Origin of the sequence: Streptomyces sp. NPDC048514, assembly GCF_043199955.1 — a bacterium.
Lineage (GTDB): Bacteria > Actinomycetota > Actinomycetes > Streptomycetales > Streptomycetaceae > Streptomyces.
This window is the reverse complement of sequence record NZ_JBICWT010000015.1, coordinates 209,062-226,169: the sequence shown is the minus strand read 5'-3', so window position 1 is coordinate 226,169 and position 17,108 is coordinate 209,062. Positions and strand designations below refer to the sequence as shown.

Annotated in this window: 12 protein-coding genes; 7 read left to right on the top strand and 5 right to left on the bottom strand. The window is 73.5% G+C overall.

Annotation, left to right across the window (positions count from 1 at the left end; translation table 11 throughout):
* The first annotated feature begins 101 nt into the window (after positions 1–101).
* The 3 genes from cobT (at position 102) to ACGFT2_RS30800 (ending at position 4,032) form a co-directional block, all read left to right on the top strand.
* On the top strand, positions 102–1,226 hold the full coding sequence (cobT, locus tag ACGFT2_RS30810) for a nicotinate-nucleotide--dimethylbenzimidazole phosphoribosyltransferase (protein ID WP_393284579.1): 1,125 nt from the start codon (positions 102–104) through the stop codon (positions 1,224–1,226).
* A gap of 201 nt (positions 1,227–1,427) precedes the next feature.
* Positions 1,428–3,224 carry a phosphatidylglycerol lysyltransferase domain-containing protein gene (locus ACGFT2_RS30805; RefSeq protein WP_393284576.1) on the top strand — a complete coding sequence of 599 codons (1,797 nt, stop codon included), beginning with the start codon at positions 1,428–1,430 and terminating at the stop codon, positions 3,222–3,224.
* A gap of 34 nt (positions 3,225–3,258) precedes the next feature.
* Positions 3,259–4,032 (top strand): hypothetical protein, encoded by a 774-nt coding sequence (locus tag ACGFT2_RS30800; RefSeq protein ID WP_393284573.1) that lies wholly within the window; start codon positions 3,259–3,261, stop codon positions 4,030–4,032.
* Here ACGFT2_RS30800 and ACGFT2_RS30795 read toward each other — a convergent pair.
* Complete coding sequence (locus ACGFT2_RS30795) at positions 3,972–4,736, bottom strand: hypothetical protein (RefSeq protein ID WP_393284570.1); 765 nt, start codon at positions 4,734–4,736, stop codon at positions 3,972–3,974. The genes ACGFT2_RS30800 and ACGFT2_RS30795 overlap by 61 nt on opposite strands.
* Positions 4,737–4,796: 60 nt before the next feature.
* Here ACGFT2_RS30795 and ACGFT2_RS30790 point away from each other — a divergent pair, with 60 nt between their 5' ends.
* On the top strand, positions 4,797–5,582 hold the full coding sequence (locus tag ACGFT2_RS30790) for an adenosylcobinamide-GDP ribazoletransferase (protein WP_393284567.1): 786 nt from the start codon (positions 4,797–4,799) through the stop codon (positions 5,580–5,582).
* A gap of 45 nt (positions 5,583–5,627) precedes the next feature.
* Here the strand turns inward: ACGFT2_RS30790 and ACGFT2_RS30785 are convergent, their stop codons facing one another.
* The 4 genes from ACGFT2_RS30785 to ACGFT2_RS30770 form a co-directional block, all read right to left on the bottom strand.
* Entirely contained in the window at positions 5,628–6,296 is a 669-nt protein-coding gene (locus ACGFT2_RS30785; RefSeq protein WP_393284565.1) for a spherulation-specific family 4 protein, read from the bottom strand.
* The gene (locus ACGFT2_RS30780; RefSeq protein WP_393284562.1) at positions 6,293–7,891 is read right to left on the bottom strand and encodes a hypothetical protein; all 1,599 of its coding nucleotides are present in this window, start codon (positions 7,889–7,891) and stop codon (positions 6,293–6,295) included. The genes ACGFT2_RS30785 and ACGFT2_RS30780 overlap by 4 nt, the downstream gene beginning before the upstream one ends.
* Positions 7,888–9,408 (bottom strand): GT4 family glycosyltransferase PelF, encoded by a 1,521-nt coding sequence (pelF, locus tag ACGFT2_RS30775; protein WP_393284559.1) that lies wholly within the window; start codon positions 9,406–9,408, stop codon positions 7,888–7,890. The genes ACGFT2_RS30780 and pelF overlap by 4 nt, the downstream gene beginning before the upstream one ends.
* A gap of 138 nt (positions 9,409–9,546) precedes the next feature.
* Positions 9,547–11,583 (bottom strand): hypothetical protein, encoded by a 2,037-nt coding sequence (locus ACGFT2_RS30770; protein ID WP_393284556.1) that lies wholly within the window; start codon positions 11,581–11,583, stop codon positions 9,547–9,549.
* A 354-nt stretch (positions 11,584–11,937) separates the two neighbouring features.
* Between ACGFT2_RS30770 and ACGFT2_RS30765 the strand changes: the two genes are divergently transcribed.
* The 3 genes from ACGFT2_RS30765 to sucB all read left to right on the top strand — a co-directional run bounded on the left by ACGFT2_RS30765 (position 11,938) and on the right by sucB (position 17,085).
* Positions 11,938–13,479, top strand: coding sequence for a leucyl aminopeptidase (locus ACGFT2_RS30765; protein WP_393284553.1), 1,542 nt, complete (start codon positions 11,938–11,940; stop codon positions 13,477–13,479).
* A gap of 299 nt (positions 13,480–13,778) precedes the next feature.
* Complete coding sequence (gene lpdA, locus ACGFT2_RS30760) at positions 13,779–15,167, top strand: dihydrolipoyl dehydrogenase (protein ID WP_393284550.1); 1,389 nt, start codon at positions 13,779–13,781, stop codon at positions 15,165–15,167.
* A gap of 61 nt (positions 15,168–15,228) precedes the next feature.
* Positions 15,229–17,085 carry a 2-oxoglutarate dehydrogenase, E2 component, dihydrolipoamide succinyltransferase gene (gene sucB / locus ACGFT2_RS30755; protein ID WP_393284547.1) on the top strand — a complete coding sequence of 619 codons (1,857 nt, stop codon included), beginning with the start codon at positions 15,229–15,231 and terminating at the stop codon, positions 17,083–17,085.
* Positions 17,086–17,108: the final 23 nt, after the last annotated feature.

Below are 17,108 nucleotides of genomic sequence, written 5' to 3'. Positions count from 1 at the left end.
CCGGAACGTATGGGATACCGATCTCGGGTGCAACGACGACGTGACGGCGTGGTGGCCATCTGGCACCGACACGTTCGTTCGCCGGCTGTACTCTTCGGCGAATGAGCAGGATTGATCTGGACGACTTCACCGATCTGATCGAGCGCCCGGACGGGGGCGTGCGCCGGGACGCCGAGGCCCGCCGAGAGCGCCAGATCGTGCCGCCCGGGGCTCTGGGACGCCTCGACGAGCTGGGCGAGTGGCTGGCCGCCGCGCAGGGCGCGGTGCCGGTCCGGCCGGTCGACCGGCCCCGCGTGGTGCTCTTCGCCGGCGACCACGGCATCGCCGCTCTGGACGTCTCGGCACGGCCCGCCGGCAGCGCGGAGCAGCTGGTGCGGGCGGTACTGGAGGGTACGAGCCCGGTCGCCGTGCTCGCCCGGCGGCTGGACGTTCCGGTACGGGTCGTGGACCTGTCCCTGGACTGCGATCCGGACGCCTTTCCCGAGGCCGTCGTCCGGCACCGGGTGCGGCGGGGCAGCGGCCGTATCGACATCGAGGACGCGCTCACCCTGGACGAGGCCGAGACGGCTCTGCTGGCGGGCGTCGCGCTCGCCGACGAGGAGGCCGACTCCGGGACCGACCTGGTGGTGCTCGGTGACATCAGCGTGGGCGGGACCACGGCGGCGGCGGTCCTCGTCGCGGCGCTGTGCGGGACCGACGCGTCCGTGGTGACCGGGCGGGGCGGCCTGGCCATCGACGACCTGGCGTGGATGCGCAAGTGCGCGGCGATCCGGGACGCGCTGCGGCGGGCGCGGCCGGTGCTCGGGGACCAGTTGCAGTTGCTGGCGACCGTGGGCGGCGCCGATCTCGCGGCGATGACCGGGTTCCTGCTGCAGTGCGCGGTCCGGAAGCTGCCGGTGGTGCTGGACGGAGTGGTGGCCGCCGCGTGCGCGCTGGTGGGCCAGCGGGTCGCCTTCCGGGCGCCGGACTGGTGGCTGGCCGGGCACGACAGCGGCGAGCCGGGGCAGGCGAAGGCGCTGGACCGGATGGCGCTGGAGCCACTGCTGGAGCAGGGCGTGAAGGTCGGCGAGGGCGTCGGGGCACTCCTGGCGCTTCCTCTGGTCCGCTCCGCCGCGGCGCTGGCGGCGGAACTCCCGGAGAAGCCGGAGCCGGAGCCGGAGCCGGAGAAGGAGAAGCCGGAGCCGGAGCCGGAAGAGGAGAGGGCCCCGGAGAACCCGGAGGACTAGCCGGCCCGGGCCCGGCACCGGCCGGGTGCCGTCGCGGCGGCGCGGAGGTGGGCGGCGGCGTGCGGGCGGGGAAGTTCGGCGGTGGCGAGGCGAGCAGGGTGGCGGCCTTGCCGTGGCGGCAGGGCGGCCGGCGGGGCGCGGTGGGGGTGTGCGGCCGGGATGGCGGGGTTCGCCGGAGCGGCACCCATATGATCCTTCCCTATGGGAGATGCCCGAATTGCCGTGCAGCCGCAAGCCGACCCGGGGCGCCCGAACGAGCAGGGGCGGCGGTCCACCGGGGCCTCCCGTAGAGCCGCCGCCCTCGCCGTCTGGTATCTGCGGACCGTCGCCTTCATCAACTTCCTCAGCGCGGTGTGGGTCTCGCTCGGTCAGGACGTGCGCCGGCACAACCAGGACGACTTCTTCACCCCGTACCTGCTGACGGCCGGCTTCGCCTCCGGCGTGTTCACCGCGTTCCTGGCCATCACCATGCGCCGCCGCAAGCGGGCGGCGTGGATCCTGAACCTCGCGCTCAGCGGGGCCTTCCTCGCCCTGTTCGCCTTCGCCATGGCGTTCCCGGAGATCCGGCGCTACCCGCAGAACTGGATCTCCCTGGCGCTGACGGCCGCGTTCGTCGGCGCGCTGCTCGTCGGCCGCCGGGAGTTCTACGCCAAGGGAGACCGCTCCAACCCGCGGCTCGCCGCCACGGTCGCCGTCGGCGGCGGCCTGCTCACCTCCCTGCTGGCCGCGCTGCTGGTGACGGCCACCAACCAGGCCGCGGACGCGGCCCGTTCGACCTTCCCGGAGCGCTGGCACTACGGCACGCTGCGGCTGGTGTCCGTGGCCGCCGAGGAAGCCCGCTTCCCCGGCATCGACCCGCCCAACTGGGCCAACGTGGCCATCAACGTGCTCAGCACCGGTCTCGTCCTCGCCGTGTTCTACGCCGCCTTCCGCTCCCGGCGGGCCGTCGACCCCCTCACCGACGAGGACGGCAAGCGGCTGCGGGCCCTGCTGGACCGGCACGGCGAGCGCGACTCGCTGGGCTATTTCGCGCTGCGCCGGGAGAAGAGCGTGGTGTGGTCGCCGACCGGGAAGGCGGCCGTCGCCTACCGCGTCCTCGGCGGGGTGAGTCTCGCCTCCGGCGATCCGATCGGGGACCCGGAGGCCTGGCCGGGGGCGATCGTGCCGTGGCTGGCCGAGGCACGCGCCCACGGCTGGATCCCGGCGGTGATGGGCGCGGGCGAGGAGGCCGGCACCGTCTACGCCCGGCACGGCCTGGACGCACTGGAGCTGGGCGACGAGGCGATCGTGGAGGTCGCGGAGTTCACGCTGGAGGGACGGGCCATGCGCACCGTCCGGCAGGCGTACAACCGGGTGAAGCGGGCCGGGTACCAGGTGCGCATCCGCCGCCACGAGGACATCGCCGCGGACGCCATGGCGTATCTCGTCGAGCGCGCGGACGACTGGCGGGACGGGGCGACCGAGCGCGGCTTCAGCATGGCCCTGGGCCGGCTCGCGGACCCCGAGGACGGCCGGTGCGTGATGCTGGAGTGCACGGACGCCGATGGAAGGCTGCGGGCCCTGCTCTCCTTCGTGCCCTGGGGCCCGAACGGGCTGTCGCTGGACCTCATGCGGCGCGACCGCGACTCCGACAACGGGCTGATGGAGTTCATGGTCATCGAGCTGCTGCGGCGGGCCGGCGAGATCGGGATCACGCAGGTGTCACTCAACTTCGCCGTGTTCAGGTCGGTCTTCGAACGTGGTGCGCGCCTCGGTGCCGGTCCGGTGCTGAGGCTGTGGCGGTCGCTGCTGAGCTTCTTCTCCCGCTGGTGGCAGATCGAGTCGCTGTACCGCGCCAACGCCAAGTACCGGCCCATCTGGGAGCCGCGGTTCCTGCTCTTCGAGAAGAGCGCGGACCTGCTGCGCATCGGCCTCGCCGCGGCCCGCGCGGAGGGCTTCCTGGAGGCGCCGGGACTGCCCAAGTGGCTGCACCGCAGGCACCTGGACACCCACCGATAGCCGCACGGACGAGGAACACGGACGGGGAACGCCGATGGGAACGCTCGCCCGCTGGGCCCGCGCCGAATGGGGGCCGCTGTGCGTCGCCGTACGCGAGCCCCTGGTGGAACGGCGCCTGCGGGCGCTCCCGATGACGCTCGCGGCGGTGTGCCTGACGGCCCTGCTGCAGTACGTGCAGAACCGGCCGTGGGGCTTCCAGGCCGTGCAGGACCTGGGCGCCGTACGGGCCGAGGACCCGCTGTGGGCGGCTCTGCTGCGCACTCCCCTGTCCCTGTTCGTCCCCGCCCTGGACCTGCCGGTGTGGGGCGCGCTCGCGCAGATCCTGTTCGTGTTCGGGATCGCCGAGGCCTGCCTGGGCTGGTGGCGCACGCTGGTCATCGCGTACGTCGCCACGCTCGCCGGGACGCTGTACGCCCGCGCGGGGATCGTGCTCGGCCCGCACGCCCCCTTCGGGCTGCCGTGGACCGACGCGCAGGTGGTGGACACCGGGCCGTCGGCCGCCGTCGTCGGCCTCGCGGTGTTCGCGAGCTGGCGGTACGGCGCCTACGTCACCACGGGTGCGGTGACCGTGGCGATGGTCGTGGAGGTGCTGGTCAAGGAGAACCTCGCCGGCAAGGAGCATCTGGCCGCGCTGATGGCGGTCGGGATGCTCTGCCTGGCGGTGGCGGTGCGGCACCGGTACGGGCACGGACCGCACACGTGCCTGCGGCTGCGGGTACGGCTACGGCTGTGGCTGCGGCGGTACGGTCACTGGCGGCCGGGCAGCCGGACCGGCCGGGGGTCGGGCCTGCCGCCGATCCAGTCCTGAACGGCGCGGCGCGGCCGGGCCCAGCGGCGGTCGTGGTGGTAGGCCCGCAGCGCGGCCCTGGCGCGGGCACGGGGGCGGCGGCCGTAGAAGCGGCGGGCCCACAGCGAGCCGGGGCGGGCCAGCCGGACCGCGCCGAAGAGCGCCACCAGCGGCACGACGGCCCCGAAGATCGCGATCCGGGCCTTGCCCTTGCCCAGGGCGACGAGCGCGAAGAGGAAGTTCACGGCGATGGTGCCGAGGGCGCCGCCGCGGTCCTGCAGTTCGTCCTGGGTCAGGTCGTTCACCCCGAACGGCGAGAAGCCGGCCAGCAGCAGCCCGACCAGGGCGACGGTGAGCACGACGACCTCGACGCTCTTGCGGCCCTCCTCGCTCCAGTAGACGTCGTCCAGGTGCAGGATCAGCGCGAACTCGTCCATGACGAGACCCGCGCCCATGCCGAAGACGACGGCGGCGATCGCCCCGCCGGCGCCGTGCCGGTCGCTGGCGACCGCGCCGAAGCCGCCGACGACGGTGAGGATGACCCCGGGGACGACGTGGTGGATGTGCAGGCCGCCCGCCTTGACGTTGCCGAACGGGCCCTTGCCGGCCCGGATCAGACGGGTGATGACCCGGGTGACGACGAAGGCCAGCACGAAGGCGCTGAGGGCGAGCAGCAGCGGGAGCTTGCCCGGTTCGACGATGTTCCGCTCCCACCAGTGCCCCATATGCGCACTTTAGCCCTGGGGGCGGGAGGCGGCCTCGTGAGCGCCGGGTAACCTGCGCCGGTGCTCAAGTCCTCCCCTCTCGACGGTCTCCGCTTCGCCTTCGGCACGCTCACCGTGCTGCCCGTCCGGGTGCGCCGGTGGGACCGGGGGGCGGCGCGCGGCGGCATGCTCGCCGCCCCGGTGGCCGGTCTGGTCGTCGGCGGCTGCGCGGCCGGGCTGGGGGTGCTGCTGCTGTTCCTGGGCGCCGGTGCGCCGCTCGCCGCCGTCGCCTCCGTCGCCGTACCGGCCGCGCTGACCCGCGGGCTGCACCTGGACGGGCTCGCCGACACCGCCGACGGGCTGGGCAGCGGCAAGCCGGCCGAGGACGCGCTCAGGATCATGAAGCAGTCGGACATCGGACCGTTCGGGGTGCTCACCCTCGTACTGGTGCTGCTGGCCCAGGCGGCCGTGCTGGGCCGGCTCTACGACGTCTCGTGGGCACGGGGCGCGCTGGCCGCCGTCGTCTCGGCGACCGCCGCCCGTCTCGTGCTCACCCTGGCCGCGCGCCCCGGGGTACCGGCCGCGCGTCCGGAGGGGCTGGGTGCGGCGGTGGCCGGGGTGGTGCCGAGGGGTGCGGCAGCGGTCGTGGCGATCGTGGTGGTGGCGGCGGCCGGGGCGGCGGGCGCGGGGCTGGGCGCGTACGACGGCGCGCGCGCCGCTCTCGCGGTGGTCGCCGCCGTCGCCGTCGCCGAACTGCTGCTGCGCCGCTGCGTCCGGCGCTTCGGCGGGGTCACCGGCGATGTGTTCGGCGCGCTGGCGGAGACGGCGGCGACGGCCGTGCTCGTGGTGCTCTCCCTGGGCCGCTAGGTCTCGCACCACCGGCCGTCCCGGCGTCTCACGCCGGCCGGCCGCTCAGCCCGGGCGGGGGCGGTCGGCGGTGGTGTCCAGGCCGTGGGGCAGCGTGCCCCAGGGGTGGGCGCCCGTGCCCGGCACCGCGCAGTGCACGGCGGCGCCCCGCTCGCGCGCCGCGGCCGCCACGTCGGCGCCGGCCGGGGCGCCGTACACCAGGTGGCACTGGCGGACCCCGGGCGGATGGGGGTGGGGCCGTGCGGGTGTGCGACGGTACGCCGACCAGGGGCCCTCGAAGGTGACCGACAGGTCGGCGAGCGGAGCGTACGCGGGATGCGGCGAGGTGCCGTGGTTCAGGGCGAGCGTGCCGCAGCCGAGCAGACGGGCGACGGCGGCCAGCCGCTTGTAGTGCCCGAACTCTGCGATCCCGGTGCTCACTTGGTCCAGGAAGGCACCCTGGGTGCCGTACCAGGCGCGGTGCCGGGTCAGGTCGCTCACGACGTCCGCGTAGGGCCTGCGCGCGTAACCGGTGTCGACGTAGCCGAGCACGGTCACGCCCGCCGTCCGCAGCCGGGCGGCCGCCTCGGCGAAGGCCGGGTCCGGGCGGTCGCCCGGGCCGCTCGCGGGGTTCAGGACGACGCCGTACACCCGGGGCGCGGCGGCGAGGACGGCCGCCCAGGCGGCGGGGCGGGCGGCCGGGTGCTCGTAGAACGGGATCAGCAGGTTCCTCATCGGTGGGCGGTGGCCTTTCCCAGGGTCACGCGGACCAGCACGGTCTGGGCCACGGCCGCCACCGCGCAGACGACGAGGGCGACCGTGTGCGGGTGGCCCGTGTGGGCGAGCAGCGCGAGGGTCTGGGCGAGGGCGGCGGCGCAGCACACGGCGGTGGCGCCGAGCACGGCCCCGAAGCACTGCAGCAGCAGCCCGGTCCACAGCACGACGCCGAGCGCGAGCAGCCCGGCCAGGCGTACGGCGCCCGGGGTGGGGGCGCCCGGCCAGAGCGCGGTGGTGGCCGGCACGAGGGCGAGCAGGGCCGCCAGGTAGCCGGTGAGGCAGCGGGCCAGGGTACGGGCGGTGGCCCGGCGGAAGTCCCGCGATGTGCCGCTGGACCGCAGGGCGGCCAGGCTGCCGCCGCGGAAGCGGTACAGCAGCCACTCGGCGGGACCCATGCTGAGTGTCAGCGCCACGGCGGCCGGAGCGGCGAGCGTGCCGCGCCCGGCACCGGCGAGGACGTCTCCGAGCGCCACGAACAGCACCAGCACCCCGCTGCCGAGCCCGAACACGGCGTAGGGCAGGGAGGCGGCCAGCCGGGGCCCGGCGGCCGGCGCCGTGCCGGGGCCGACGCCGAGCCGGGTGGCGAGCCGTGGTGACCGGGGCTTCGTGAGGGCGGTGGGCGCGGCCGGGTGCGGGGAGCGGTGTGCGCGGCCGGGCACGGCTCGCAGGCGGTGGACCGCACAGCCGGCGAGCCGTCGGAGGCCTTGGCGGCCGGTGAGGTCCTTCAGCGCCGGGGCGACTTCGAGGAGGGCCAGGATCGTGACCGCGGTGAGCGAGGCCGACAGCAGGAGCAGGCGGGCCGGCGCGGGGAGCGGGTGGAGCGGCACGAGGAGGGCGCCGGCGGTCATCGGCAGCAGGGCGGCGAACAGCAGGCGCTCGCGGCCCATCACCAGCAGGGCACCGGACGCGCCCAGATAGCAGGACTGGCCGGCCGCGAACGCCACGGCCGCCGGGTGTCCGGGGCCGGTGACGGCGAGCGCGACCAGGGTGCCGAGCAGCATGCCTGCGGGGGTGCCGGTCAGCAGGCAGCGGCGGGCCGCCGAGCGGTCGCCGAGGCCCAGCCAGGAGTAGGCGCGGTGGGCGAGTCCCTGGTTCCAGGCCCAGCCGAACAAGGCGCCCGCCAGCAGGGTGCGGGTGCCGGCCGGTAGCCCGGAGGCGCCCGGCGGCCCGCCCGGGAGCGGGGCGCCGAGCACGTAGGCGAAGCCCGGCAGCGCGAAGACGAGCCCGCGCAGGAGACAGCCGGCGAGGTTGGCCCGCCACGGGTCGGGCGGTGGACCGACCGGTTCGGGGTGGCGGCGCGGGGTGCGGTCGTAGAGGCGTTCGGCGAGCGCGAAGGAGTCCGGGACGCCGTACCGTTCGCGTATCTGTTCGTCGGAGAGGCCGTCGGACTCCAGCAGGGCGGCTATCTCGTCGGGGTGGACGGCGGCGGCCACGAACTCGTCCAGTTCGCGGGCGAGTTCGTCGATCGGGCCGGGCTGGGCCCAGCCGGGCCGGTGACGCTGGAGCGGGATGCCGGGCAGGACGCGGACGTCGTCGGGGGTGTGGTCGCTCACCAGTCGGTCCCGTCCGTCGCGACGGCCGCGTACCACGGGTCGCGCAGCTCCACGGTCCAGTCGGCGACCGTCTCCACCGTGGGCTCGTAGCGCTCGGGCCGGCCGGCGAGTTCCTGGTAGATGGTGCGGAAGTTGTCGACCGAGCGGCGCAGGGTGAACCGGTCGACGACCCGCTGCCGGGCCGACTCCCCCAGCGCCAGGCGCCGTTCGTCGTCCCTGAGCAGGGTGAGCGCGGCGGCGGCCATCTTCTCCGGTTCGCGGGGCGGTACGACCAGGCCCGTGTCGCCGACGGCCTCGCGCACGCCGCCGACGTCCGTGGAGACCGTCGGGCGGCCGCAGGACATGGCCTCGATGATGGAGAACGGGAAGCCCTCGGAGATGGAGGAGAGCATCACGAGGTGCCCGGCCGCGTAGGCGCGCCAGACCTCGGTGATGCGGCCCTCGAAGGTGAGGCCGTCGGTGACGCCCAGTTCGGCGGCGAGTTTCTCCAGGCGGGTCCGGTAGGCCTCGCCGCCGGGCGGGACCGGGCCGAAGAGCCGCAGCCTGGTCTCGGGGAGTTCGGCGCGGACGAGGGCGTAGGCGCGCAGCAGGGTCTCCAGGTCCTTGATGGGATCGACGCGGCCGCACCAGGTGAGGGTCGGGGTGTCGGGTTCGGGGCCGGCGTGCGGGAAGGCGTGCGGGTCGACGCCGTTGTAGACCGTGCGGATGCGGCCGGTGTCGGCGCCGCCGCGCTCCTCCCAGCGCCGGTTGTACTGGTTGCACGGCGTGATCAGATCGGCCGAGCGATACCCGTGTGCGTTCAGTTCCCGGTAGAAGCCGAGCAGGAAGGCCTTCACCGGCCAGCGATGCGGCTGGCCCCGGTGCCCGAGGTAGCGTTCGCGCAGATAGATACCGTGCTCGGTGAGCAGGAACGGCACTCCGTCGAGACGGTGGGCGGCGAGCGCGGGCAGGGTCGCCAGACCACTGCTGACGGCGTGCGCCACCGAGTTCCCGGGGATGCGCACACCCAGCGGGCGCAGGGCGTGTTCCAGCAGGTCGGTGGCGGTCAGCGCGTCATGCACGGTGGGTCCGGCGGCCGCGGTCGGCAGATGCGGCATGGTCCAGATCCACTGGAGCGAGCGCAGGGCGGTCTCGGTGCGCAGGGCCGCCGTCAGCCACCCCTCGCGGGCGATGACGGTCAGTTCGTCCAGGGCCTCGCCGAAGTCGCAGCGGGCCGCCGGATCGAGGAAGGACAGCAGCAGACGCTCGTAGGCGTCGGTGAAGCGGCGCCTGGCCCTGCCGTGCGGGGCGCGGGCTCGGCCGGGGCGCGGGCCCCAGGTGGGCACGGTCAGGTGCCGGCGGACGTTCGGCGGCAGTTCCCAGGCCACGGGTTCGCGGCCGCTGCCGGTGAGCGAGACGAGATGGAAGTCGACCTCCGGCATGCCCTTGACGAGTTGGTCGCACCAGGTGCTGACCCCGCCGTGGACATGCGGATAGGTGCCTTCGGTGAGCATGGTGACGTGACGGCCGGTGCGCATCGCCGCGCGGTACCCCCCTGTTGTGCGGACACGTGGGGGAACTGCGTCCCCGGACCCGGCTTCGGGTCGGCCTGGCCGGTCGCGCAGTTCCCCGCGCCCCTCGGGGCGCTGTTCCCCCCTTGTTCGAGGGGCGTCCCGCTACGGCAGCTTCAGCGTGAGCGCGGACTGGAGCAGGCCCGGTGCCCCCCAGGCCGCGCGCTCACCGGCGTAGGCCGTGCCGAACGTGGTCGTGCCCAGCAGCTGTTGCTGCCGCGTCCCCTCCGGTGCCGTCACCGGGATCTGGGTGCCGTACGGGGCGTTGACCGTCACGGTGTTGCCGATCCGGTAGGCGGTGACCCGGCCGCCGTCGAGCGCGGTCTGCCACTTGGCCCGGTTCTGCAGCTCGGCGCCGATGGCGCTCTGCCGCAGGTTGACGATCGGGGTGTTGTCGGCGAACAGGTCCTGGTAGTCGGCCAGTACGCGCTCCAGGACCGGGTAGAGGTTGCGGTCCTCGGCCAGGTTGGACTGGTGGGCGTAGTGCGGGCGCGGGTCGTTGCCCAGCACGTGCCCGAGGTCGGTGTGCGCCTCGGCGGGCACGATCCGGTCGGTGAACCCGGTGGCCGTGTCCAGCGGCTGGGCCAGACAGGTCGAGGTCGGGTTGTCCTCGCAGATCCCGCTGCCACCGTCCGCCTTGGACGTGTAGATCCAGTTGTACTCGTCGGCCATCTCGGCCTTGGTACCGACGTTGTAGTACACGTTCATCGGATAGCGCGGCACGGTGAGCGTGCTGCTGCCCACGGTCCGCTGCACGGACTCGCGGGAGTTGTCCGAGGCCGTCCACTTCACGCCGTTCGCGGCCAGGGCGGGCCCGAGGCCGGGGTTGTCCTGCGGCTGCTGCGGCAGGGTCTTCAGACCCGAGTGCTCACCGGTGACCAGCTCGCCGCGGTCGAGCGACAGCCCGTGCGTCAGCCCCCAGTTGTAGTTGTCGGAAACCTCCTTGGAGATGTCGGAGCGGCTCACCCACCTGGTCGAACCGTCGGCGTTCTTCGCGCAGCTCCACGGCACCGTCGAGGTGTCCTGGACGCACCCGAGGAAGAGGTGGGTGTAGGTGTGGTTCACCCAGCGGTACTTGGCCCTGTCCTGAAGGAGCTGGTCGGCCATCGGGTCCTGGCCGCCGTTCTCGCTCTTCCACTCCTCACCGGCGCCCGCGTTGTAGACCATGTCCAGCGTGAAGCCGTGGCTCTGCTCCCACTGGGCGGCGTACTGCGCGTCGGCCTGCGTCATGCGGATCGGCGTCTCGGTGTCGCCGCCGCCGCCCGCGCAGTCGATGTCGCCGGGGGTGCAGTTGCGCTCGCTGTCCCAGCGGGCGTCCGGCGCGAAGACGTCGTCGACGTGCACGGCGAAGTAGTTGCGGGCCTGGCCCAGGTGCACGCCCTGGGTCAGCCACTCGACCATGCCGCGGGCCAGCACCCGGAACTGCTGCTGGTACTCGTTGTAGGCGAAGGTCACCACCAGCTCGCGGCGGCCGTCGTGCGTGTACTCGCCGAGCAGGCTCCCGGTCCCGGTGCCGCCGGGCACCGGGGTGTCGACATAGCTGGTGAAGCCGGTGCGCGGCTGGGCGACGAAGCCGTAACTCTCGTCGACGGACGGCGAGTTGTCCTCGAAGGAGAAGCCCCCCTTCAGATACCCGAACGCACCCGCCCGGCCGGCCTCGCTGACGGTGGCCGCGCGCCCGTCGAGGGGGCCGGCGTAGCCGTTGCCGTCGGTGTAGTCCAGGCCCACCTCGGGGTGGGCCCAGGTGTAGGCGTCCAACTGCGGGATGCCGTAGGTCTTCTCGTACGCCTCCAGTGCCGTCTGCTCGGCCGACCCCGCCCCGAAGGGAGCCTCGTTCGGCAGGACCACGCCCTGGAACTTCGCGCGCGGCCGGCCGCCGACGGTGTCGCTCAGGAAGGCCGCGGTGATCGCGGGACGCCCGGAGTCGTCCAGTTTCACGGTCGTGTACGGAACGCCCTCGCTCCTGAGCTGGGCGGTGATCGCACCGACCGGCCCGGCGCCGTCGTCGACGACCAGGACCCGTAGGTCGACGCGCGGATCGGTTGCGGCCGACGCGCCCGGCGCGGCCAGTCCCAGCGTGATCATTCCCGCGGCCGTCGCGGTGACCGCGGCCGCTCTCCAGCGATGTGCTCGATGGGCCATGACAGGTTCCTCCCCCCAAAAGATCCCCGATGTCCGGATCCGTGACGGATACGTGGAGGATCAGTGGCAATCATGCGAATCGGTGGACACGCGGCCCACCGGAACTCGACGAGTGTGGCTCAGGTCACCGGCGTCCAGGGGGCGAAATCGGCCATGAAGCCACGTTCAGGTGAACGCCCGCAGGAATGAGCGAACAGCCGCACCCGCGTAGTCTCGTGCCGGGTGTTCGCCGACGGGGTGAAGGCCCCGGTTGCCGCCTGCTCCCAGGACTGGGCCTAGGGTCGGCTCTCGGGCCCGGTCGACCCACCCGCATCGGCCACAGGAACTTCACATCGGAAGCGAGATCTCACCACCGTGACTGCTCTGACTCTCAGCACCGCCGCGGCGCCCGGCCTGCGGGCCGACGCGATCGTGATCGGTGTCGCCAAGGGCACCAAGGGCCCCGTCGTCGCGCCGGGCGCCGAAGCCGTGGACAAGGCGTACGACGGCAAGCTGGCCGGCGTCCTGGAGACCCTCGGCGCCTCGGGTGCCGAGGGCGAGCTGACGAAGCTGCCCGCCCCGGCCGGATTCAAGGCCCCGCTCGTGCTGGCGGTGGGCCTGGGCGCGGAGCCCGACGCCTCCGGCACCGCGGACGCCGGCTACGGCGCCGAGGCGCTGCGCAGGGCCGCCGGCGTGGCGGCCCGCGCGCTCGCCGGGACCAGGAAGGCCGCGTTCGCGCTGCCCGTCGACGGCCCCGGTGCCCTGGAGGCGATCGGCGAGGGCGCCCTGCTCGGCGCCTACTCCTTCGACACCTACAAGGAGAACGGCCGCCCGAGCGCCAAGGCGAAGAACGGCAAGGCGCCGCTGGCCGAGGCCGTGCTGCTCGGCGGCAAGCCGCGCGACGCGGCCCACAAGGGTGCGGTCGCCCGCGCCGTCGCGGTCTGCGAGGAGCTGAACCGCTCCCGCGACCTGATCAACATGCCGCCGAACGACCTCACCCCCGCGATCTTCGCCGGCATCGCGCAGGCCGCCGCCAAGGAGCACGGCCTGAAGGTGCAGGTGCTCGACGAGAAGGCCCTGGCCAAGGGCGGCTACGGCGGCATCCTCGGCGTCGGCGGCGGCTCGGCCGCGACCCCGCGCCTGGTGAAGCTGTCGTACACGCACCCCAAGGCGGACAAGCACCTGGCCTACGTGGGCAAGGGCATCACCTACGACTCGGGCGGCATCTCGCTGAAGCCGGCCGGTCACAACGAGACGATGAAGTGCGACATGAGCGGTGCCGCCGCCGTGTTCGCCGCCGTCGTCGCCGCCGCCCGCCTCGGCCTCCAGGTCAACGTCACCGGATGGCTGGCACTGGCCGAGAACATGCCCTCCGGCTCCGCCGTGCGCCCGGGTGACGTGCTGCGCATGTACAGCGGCAAGACCGTCGAGGTGCTGAACACCGACGCCGAGGGCCGGCTGGTGCTCGCCGACGCGCTGTGGGCGGCCTCGCAGGAGAAGCCGGACGCGATCGTGGACGTCGCCACCCTGACCGGCGCGATGATGCTGGCGCTGGGCAGCCGGACGTTCGGCGTCATGGCCAACGACGAGGCGTTCCGCTCCGCGCTGCACGAGGCGGCGGACGAGGTCGGCGAGCCGGCCTGGCCGATGCCGCTGCCGGAGCACCTGCGCAAGGGCATGGAGTCCTCCGTCGCCGACATCGCGAACATGGGCGAGCGGATGGGCGGCGGTCTGGTCGCCGGTCTGTTCCTGCGCGAGTTCGTGGGCGAGGGGATCACCTGGGCCCATCTCGACATCGCCGGTCCTGCGTTCAACGAGGGCGGCCCGTTCGGGTACACGCCGAAGGGCGGCACCGGGTCCGCGGTGCGGACGCTGGTCCGCCTCGCCGAGCTGACCGCCGCGGGTGACCTGGGCTGAGGCGCCCGGCGGCGCGGTCGCTTCCGTGGCAGGGCGACCGCAGGGGCGTGGGGGCCGTACGCGCGGTTCCCCGCGCCCCTTGTACGTGTGCGCCGCCAGGTGCGGGTGTACGTGGGGTGTCTCACACCGAGGCCCCGCGTCTCGTACGCCTCGAACAAGTGCAAAGATGGAGCCCGGCAGGACAGGGCCCCCACCGAAGGGCCGAAGCATCAAGCGGCCGGACACCAGCCGACCGACCGGTCACCTCCCGAAGGGGCAAGGGTGCCCGGCGCACGGCGCACATGCATGGAGGACGTGACGTGGCGAACGACGCCAGCACCGTTTTCGACCTAGTGATCCTCGGCGGTGGCAGCGGTGGTTACGCCGCGGCGCTGCGCGGGGCGCAGCTGGGCCTGGACGTCGCCCTGATCGAGAAGGACAAGGTCGGCGGCACCTGCCTGCACCGGGGCTGCATCCCCACCAAGGCCCTGCTGCACGCGGGCGAGATCGCCGACCAGGCCCGCGAGAGCGAGCAGTTCGGTGTGAAGGCCACGTTCGAGGGCATCGACGTCCCGGCCGTCCACAAGTACAAGGACGGCGTCATCGCCGGCCTGTACAAGGGCCTGCAGGGCCTGATCGCCTCTCGCAAGGTGACCTACATCGAGGGTACGGGCCGGCTGTCCTCCCCCACCTCCGTCGACGTGAACGGCCAGCGTGTCCAGGGCCGCCACATCCTGCTGGCGACCGGCTCCGTGCCGAAGTCGCTGCCGGGCCTGGAGATCGACGGCAACCGGATCATCTCCTCCGACCACGCCCTCGTCCTGGACCGCGTACCGAAGTCCGCGATCATCCTGGGCGGCGGTGTCATCGGTGTCGAGTTCGCCTCGGCGTGGAAGTCCTTCGGCTCGGACGTCACCGTCATCGAGGGCCTGAAGCACCTCGTCCCGGTCGAGGACGAGAACAGCTCGAAGCTCCTCGAGCGCGCGTTCCGCAAGCGCGGCATCAAGTTCAGCCTCGGCACCTTCTTCCAGAAGGCCGAGTACACCCAGGACGGCGTCAAGGTCACCCTCGCCGACGGCAAGGAGTTCGAGGCCGAGGTCCTCCTCGTCGCCGTCGGCCGTGGCCCGGTCTCCCAGGGCCTGGGCTACGAGGAGCAGGGTGTCGCCATGGACCGTGGCTACGTCCTGGTCGACGAGTACATGCGCACCAACGTTCCGACCGTCTCCGCCGTCGGTGACCTCGTCCCGACCCTCCAGCTCGCGCACGTCGGCTTCGCCGAGGGCATCCTGGTGGCGGAGCGTCTGGCCGGCCTGAAGACCGTTCCGATCGACTACGACGGTGTCCCGCGGGTGACGTACTGCCACCCGGAGGTCGCCTCCGTGGGTATCACCGAGGCCAAGGCCAAGGAGATCTACGGCGCGGACAAGGTCGTCGCTCTGAAGTACAACCTGGCGGGCAACGGAAAGAGCAAGATCCTCAACACCGCGGGCGAGATCAAGCTCGTCCAGGTGAAGGACGGTGCCGTCGTCGGCGTCCACATGGTCGGCGACCGCATGGGCGAGCAGGTCGGCGAAGCCCAGCTGATCTACAACTGGGAGGCGCTGCCGGCCGAGGTCGCCCAGCTCATCCACGCCCACCCGACGCAGAACGAGGCGATGGGCGAGGCTCACCTGGCGCTCGCCGGCAAGCCGCTGCACTCCCACGACTGAGCCTTCGGTCAACGGGCGCGACGACACAGACTTCCGCAATTCGTTAGGAGCAACCGAAACCATGGCGGTTTCCGTAACCCTTCCGGCGCTCGGTGAGAGCGTCACCGAGGGCACTGTCACCCGCTGGCTGAAGGCCGAGGGCGAGCGCGTCGAGGCCGACGAGCCGCTGCTGGAGGTGTCGACCGACAAGGTCGACACCGAGATCCCCTCGCCCGCCGCCGGTGTGCTGGCCTCCATCAAGGTCGCCGAGGACGAGACCGTCGAGGTCGGCGCCGAGCTGGCCGTGATCGACGACGGCACGGGTGCGCCCGCTGCCGCTCCGGCCGCCGAGGCCGAGGCCGCTCCGGCCCCGGCCGAGACGGCCGCCCCGGCCGAGACGGCCGCCCCGGCCGCCCAGACCCCGGCCGCCCCCTCCACCGAGCAGGCCGCCCCCGCCCCGGCCCCGACCGCCGAGGCCGCTTCCGGCGACTCCTCCGCCGAGGGCACCGACGTGGTCCTGCCCGCTCTCGGCGAGTCCGTCACCGAGGGCACCGTCACCCGCTGGCTGAAGTCGGTCGGCGACTCCGTCGAGGCCGACGAGCCGCTGCTCGAGGTCTCCACGGACAAGGTCGACACCGAGATCCCGGCGCCCGCCTCCGGCGTGCTGCTGGAGATCGTGGTGAACGAGGACGAGACCGCCGAGGTCGGCGCCAAGCTCGCCGTCATCGGTGCCCCGGGTGCCGCCCCGGCCGCCGCCCCCGCGCAGGCCGCCCCGGCGCCCGCCGCCGCTCCGGCCGCCCCCGAGGCTCCGGCCCCCGCGGCTCCGGCCCCCGCGGCTCCGGCGCCCGCCGCCCCCGCTCCGGCCGCCCCGCAGGCGCCGACGGCCCCGGCTCCGCAGCAGGAGACGACGCCGGCTCCCGAGCCGGTCCCGTCGGCCCCGGCGCCCGCCCCGGCCGCGGTCACCCCGGCCACCGCGCCCACCTCGCCGACCGCCACCCAGGCGACCGACGAGGGCGCCTACGTGACCCCGCTGGTGCGCAAGCTCGCCGCCGAGAACGGCGTCGACCTGGCCACCGTCAAGGGCACCGGCGTCGGCGGCCGCATCCGCAAGCAGGACGTCATCGCCGCCGCCGAGGCCGCGAAGGCCGCCGCCCCGGCTCCGGCCGCCGCCGCTGCCGCGCCCGCCGCGAAGAAGGCCCCCGCCCTGGAGGTCTCCCCGCTGCGTGGCCAGACCGTCAAGATGCCCCGCATCCGCAAGGTCATCGGCGACAACATGGTCAAGGCGCTGCACGAGCAGGCCCAGCTGTCGTCGGTCGTCGAGGTCGACGTCACGCGTCTGATGAAGCTCCGCGCCAGGGCGAAGGACTCCTTCGCGGCCCGCGAGGGCGTCAAGCTCTCCCCGATGCCGTTCTTCGTCAAGGCCGCCGCGCAGGCGCTGAAGGCCCACCCGGTCGTCAACGCCAAGATCAACGAGGCCGAGGGCACGATCACCTACTTCGACTCCGAGAACGTCGGAATCGCGGTGGACTCCGAGAAGGGCCTGATGACCCCGGTCATCAAGCGCGCCGGCGACCTCAACATCGCGGGCATCGCCAAGGCCACCGCGGAGCTGGCCGGCAAGGTCCGCGCCAACAAGATCACCCCGGACGAGCTGTCCGGCGCGACCTTCACCATCTCCAACACCGGTTCGCGCGGCGCGCTGTTCGACACGATCATCGTGCCGCCGGGCCAGGTCGCGATCCTCGGCATCGGTGCCACGGTCAAGCGTCCGGCCGTCATCGAGACCGAGGAGGGCACGGTCATCGGCGTCCGCGACATGACCTACCTGACCCTCTCCTACGACCACCGCCTGGTCGACGGCGCCGACGCGGCCCGTTACCTGACGGCGGTCAAGGCGATCCTGGAGGCCGGCGAGTTCGAGGTCGAGCTGGGCCTGTAGGGCTCGAAAGCGCCCCGGCAACA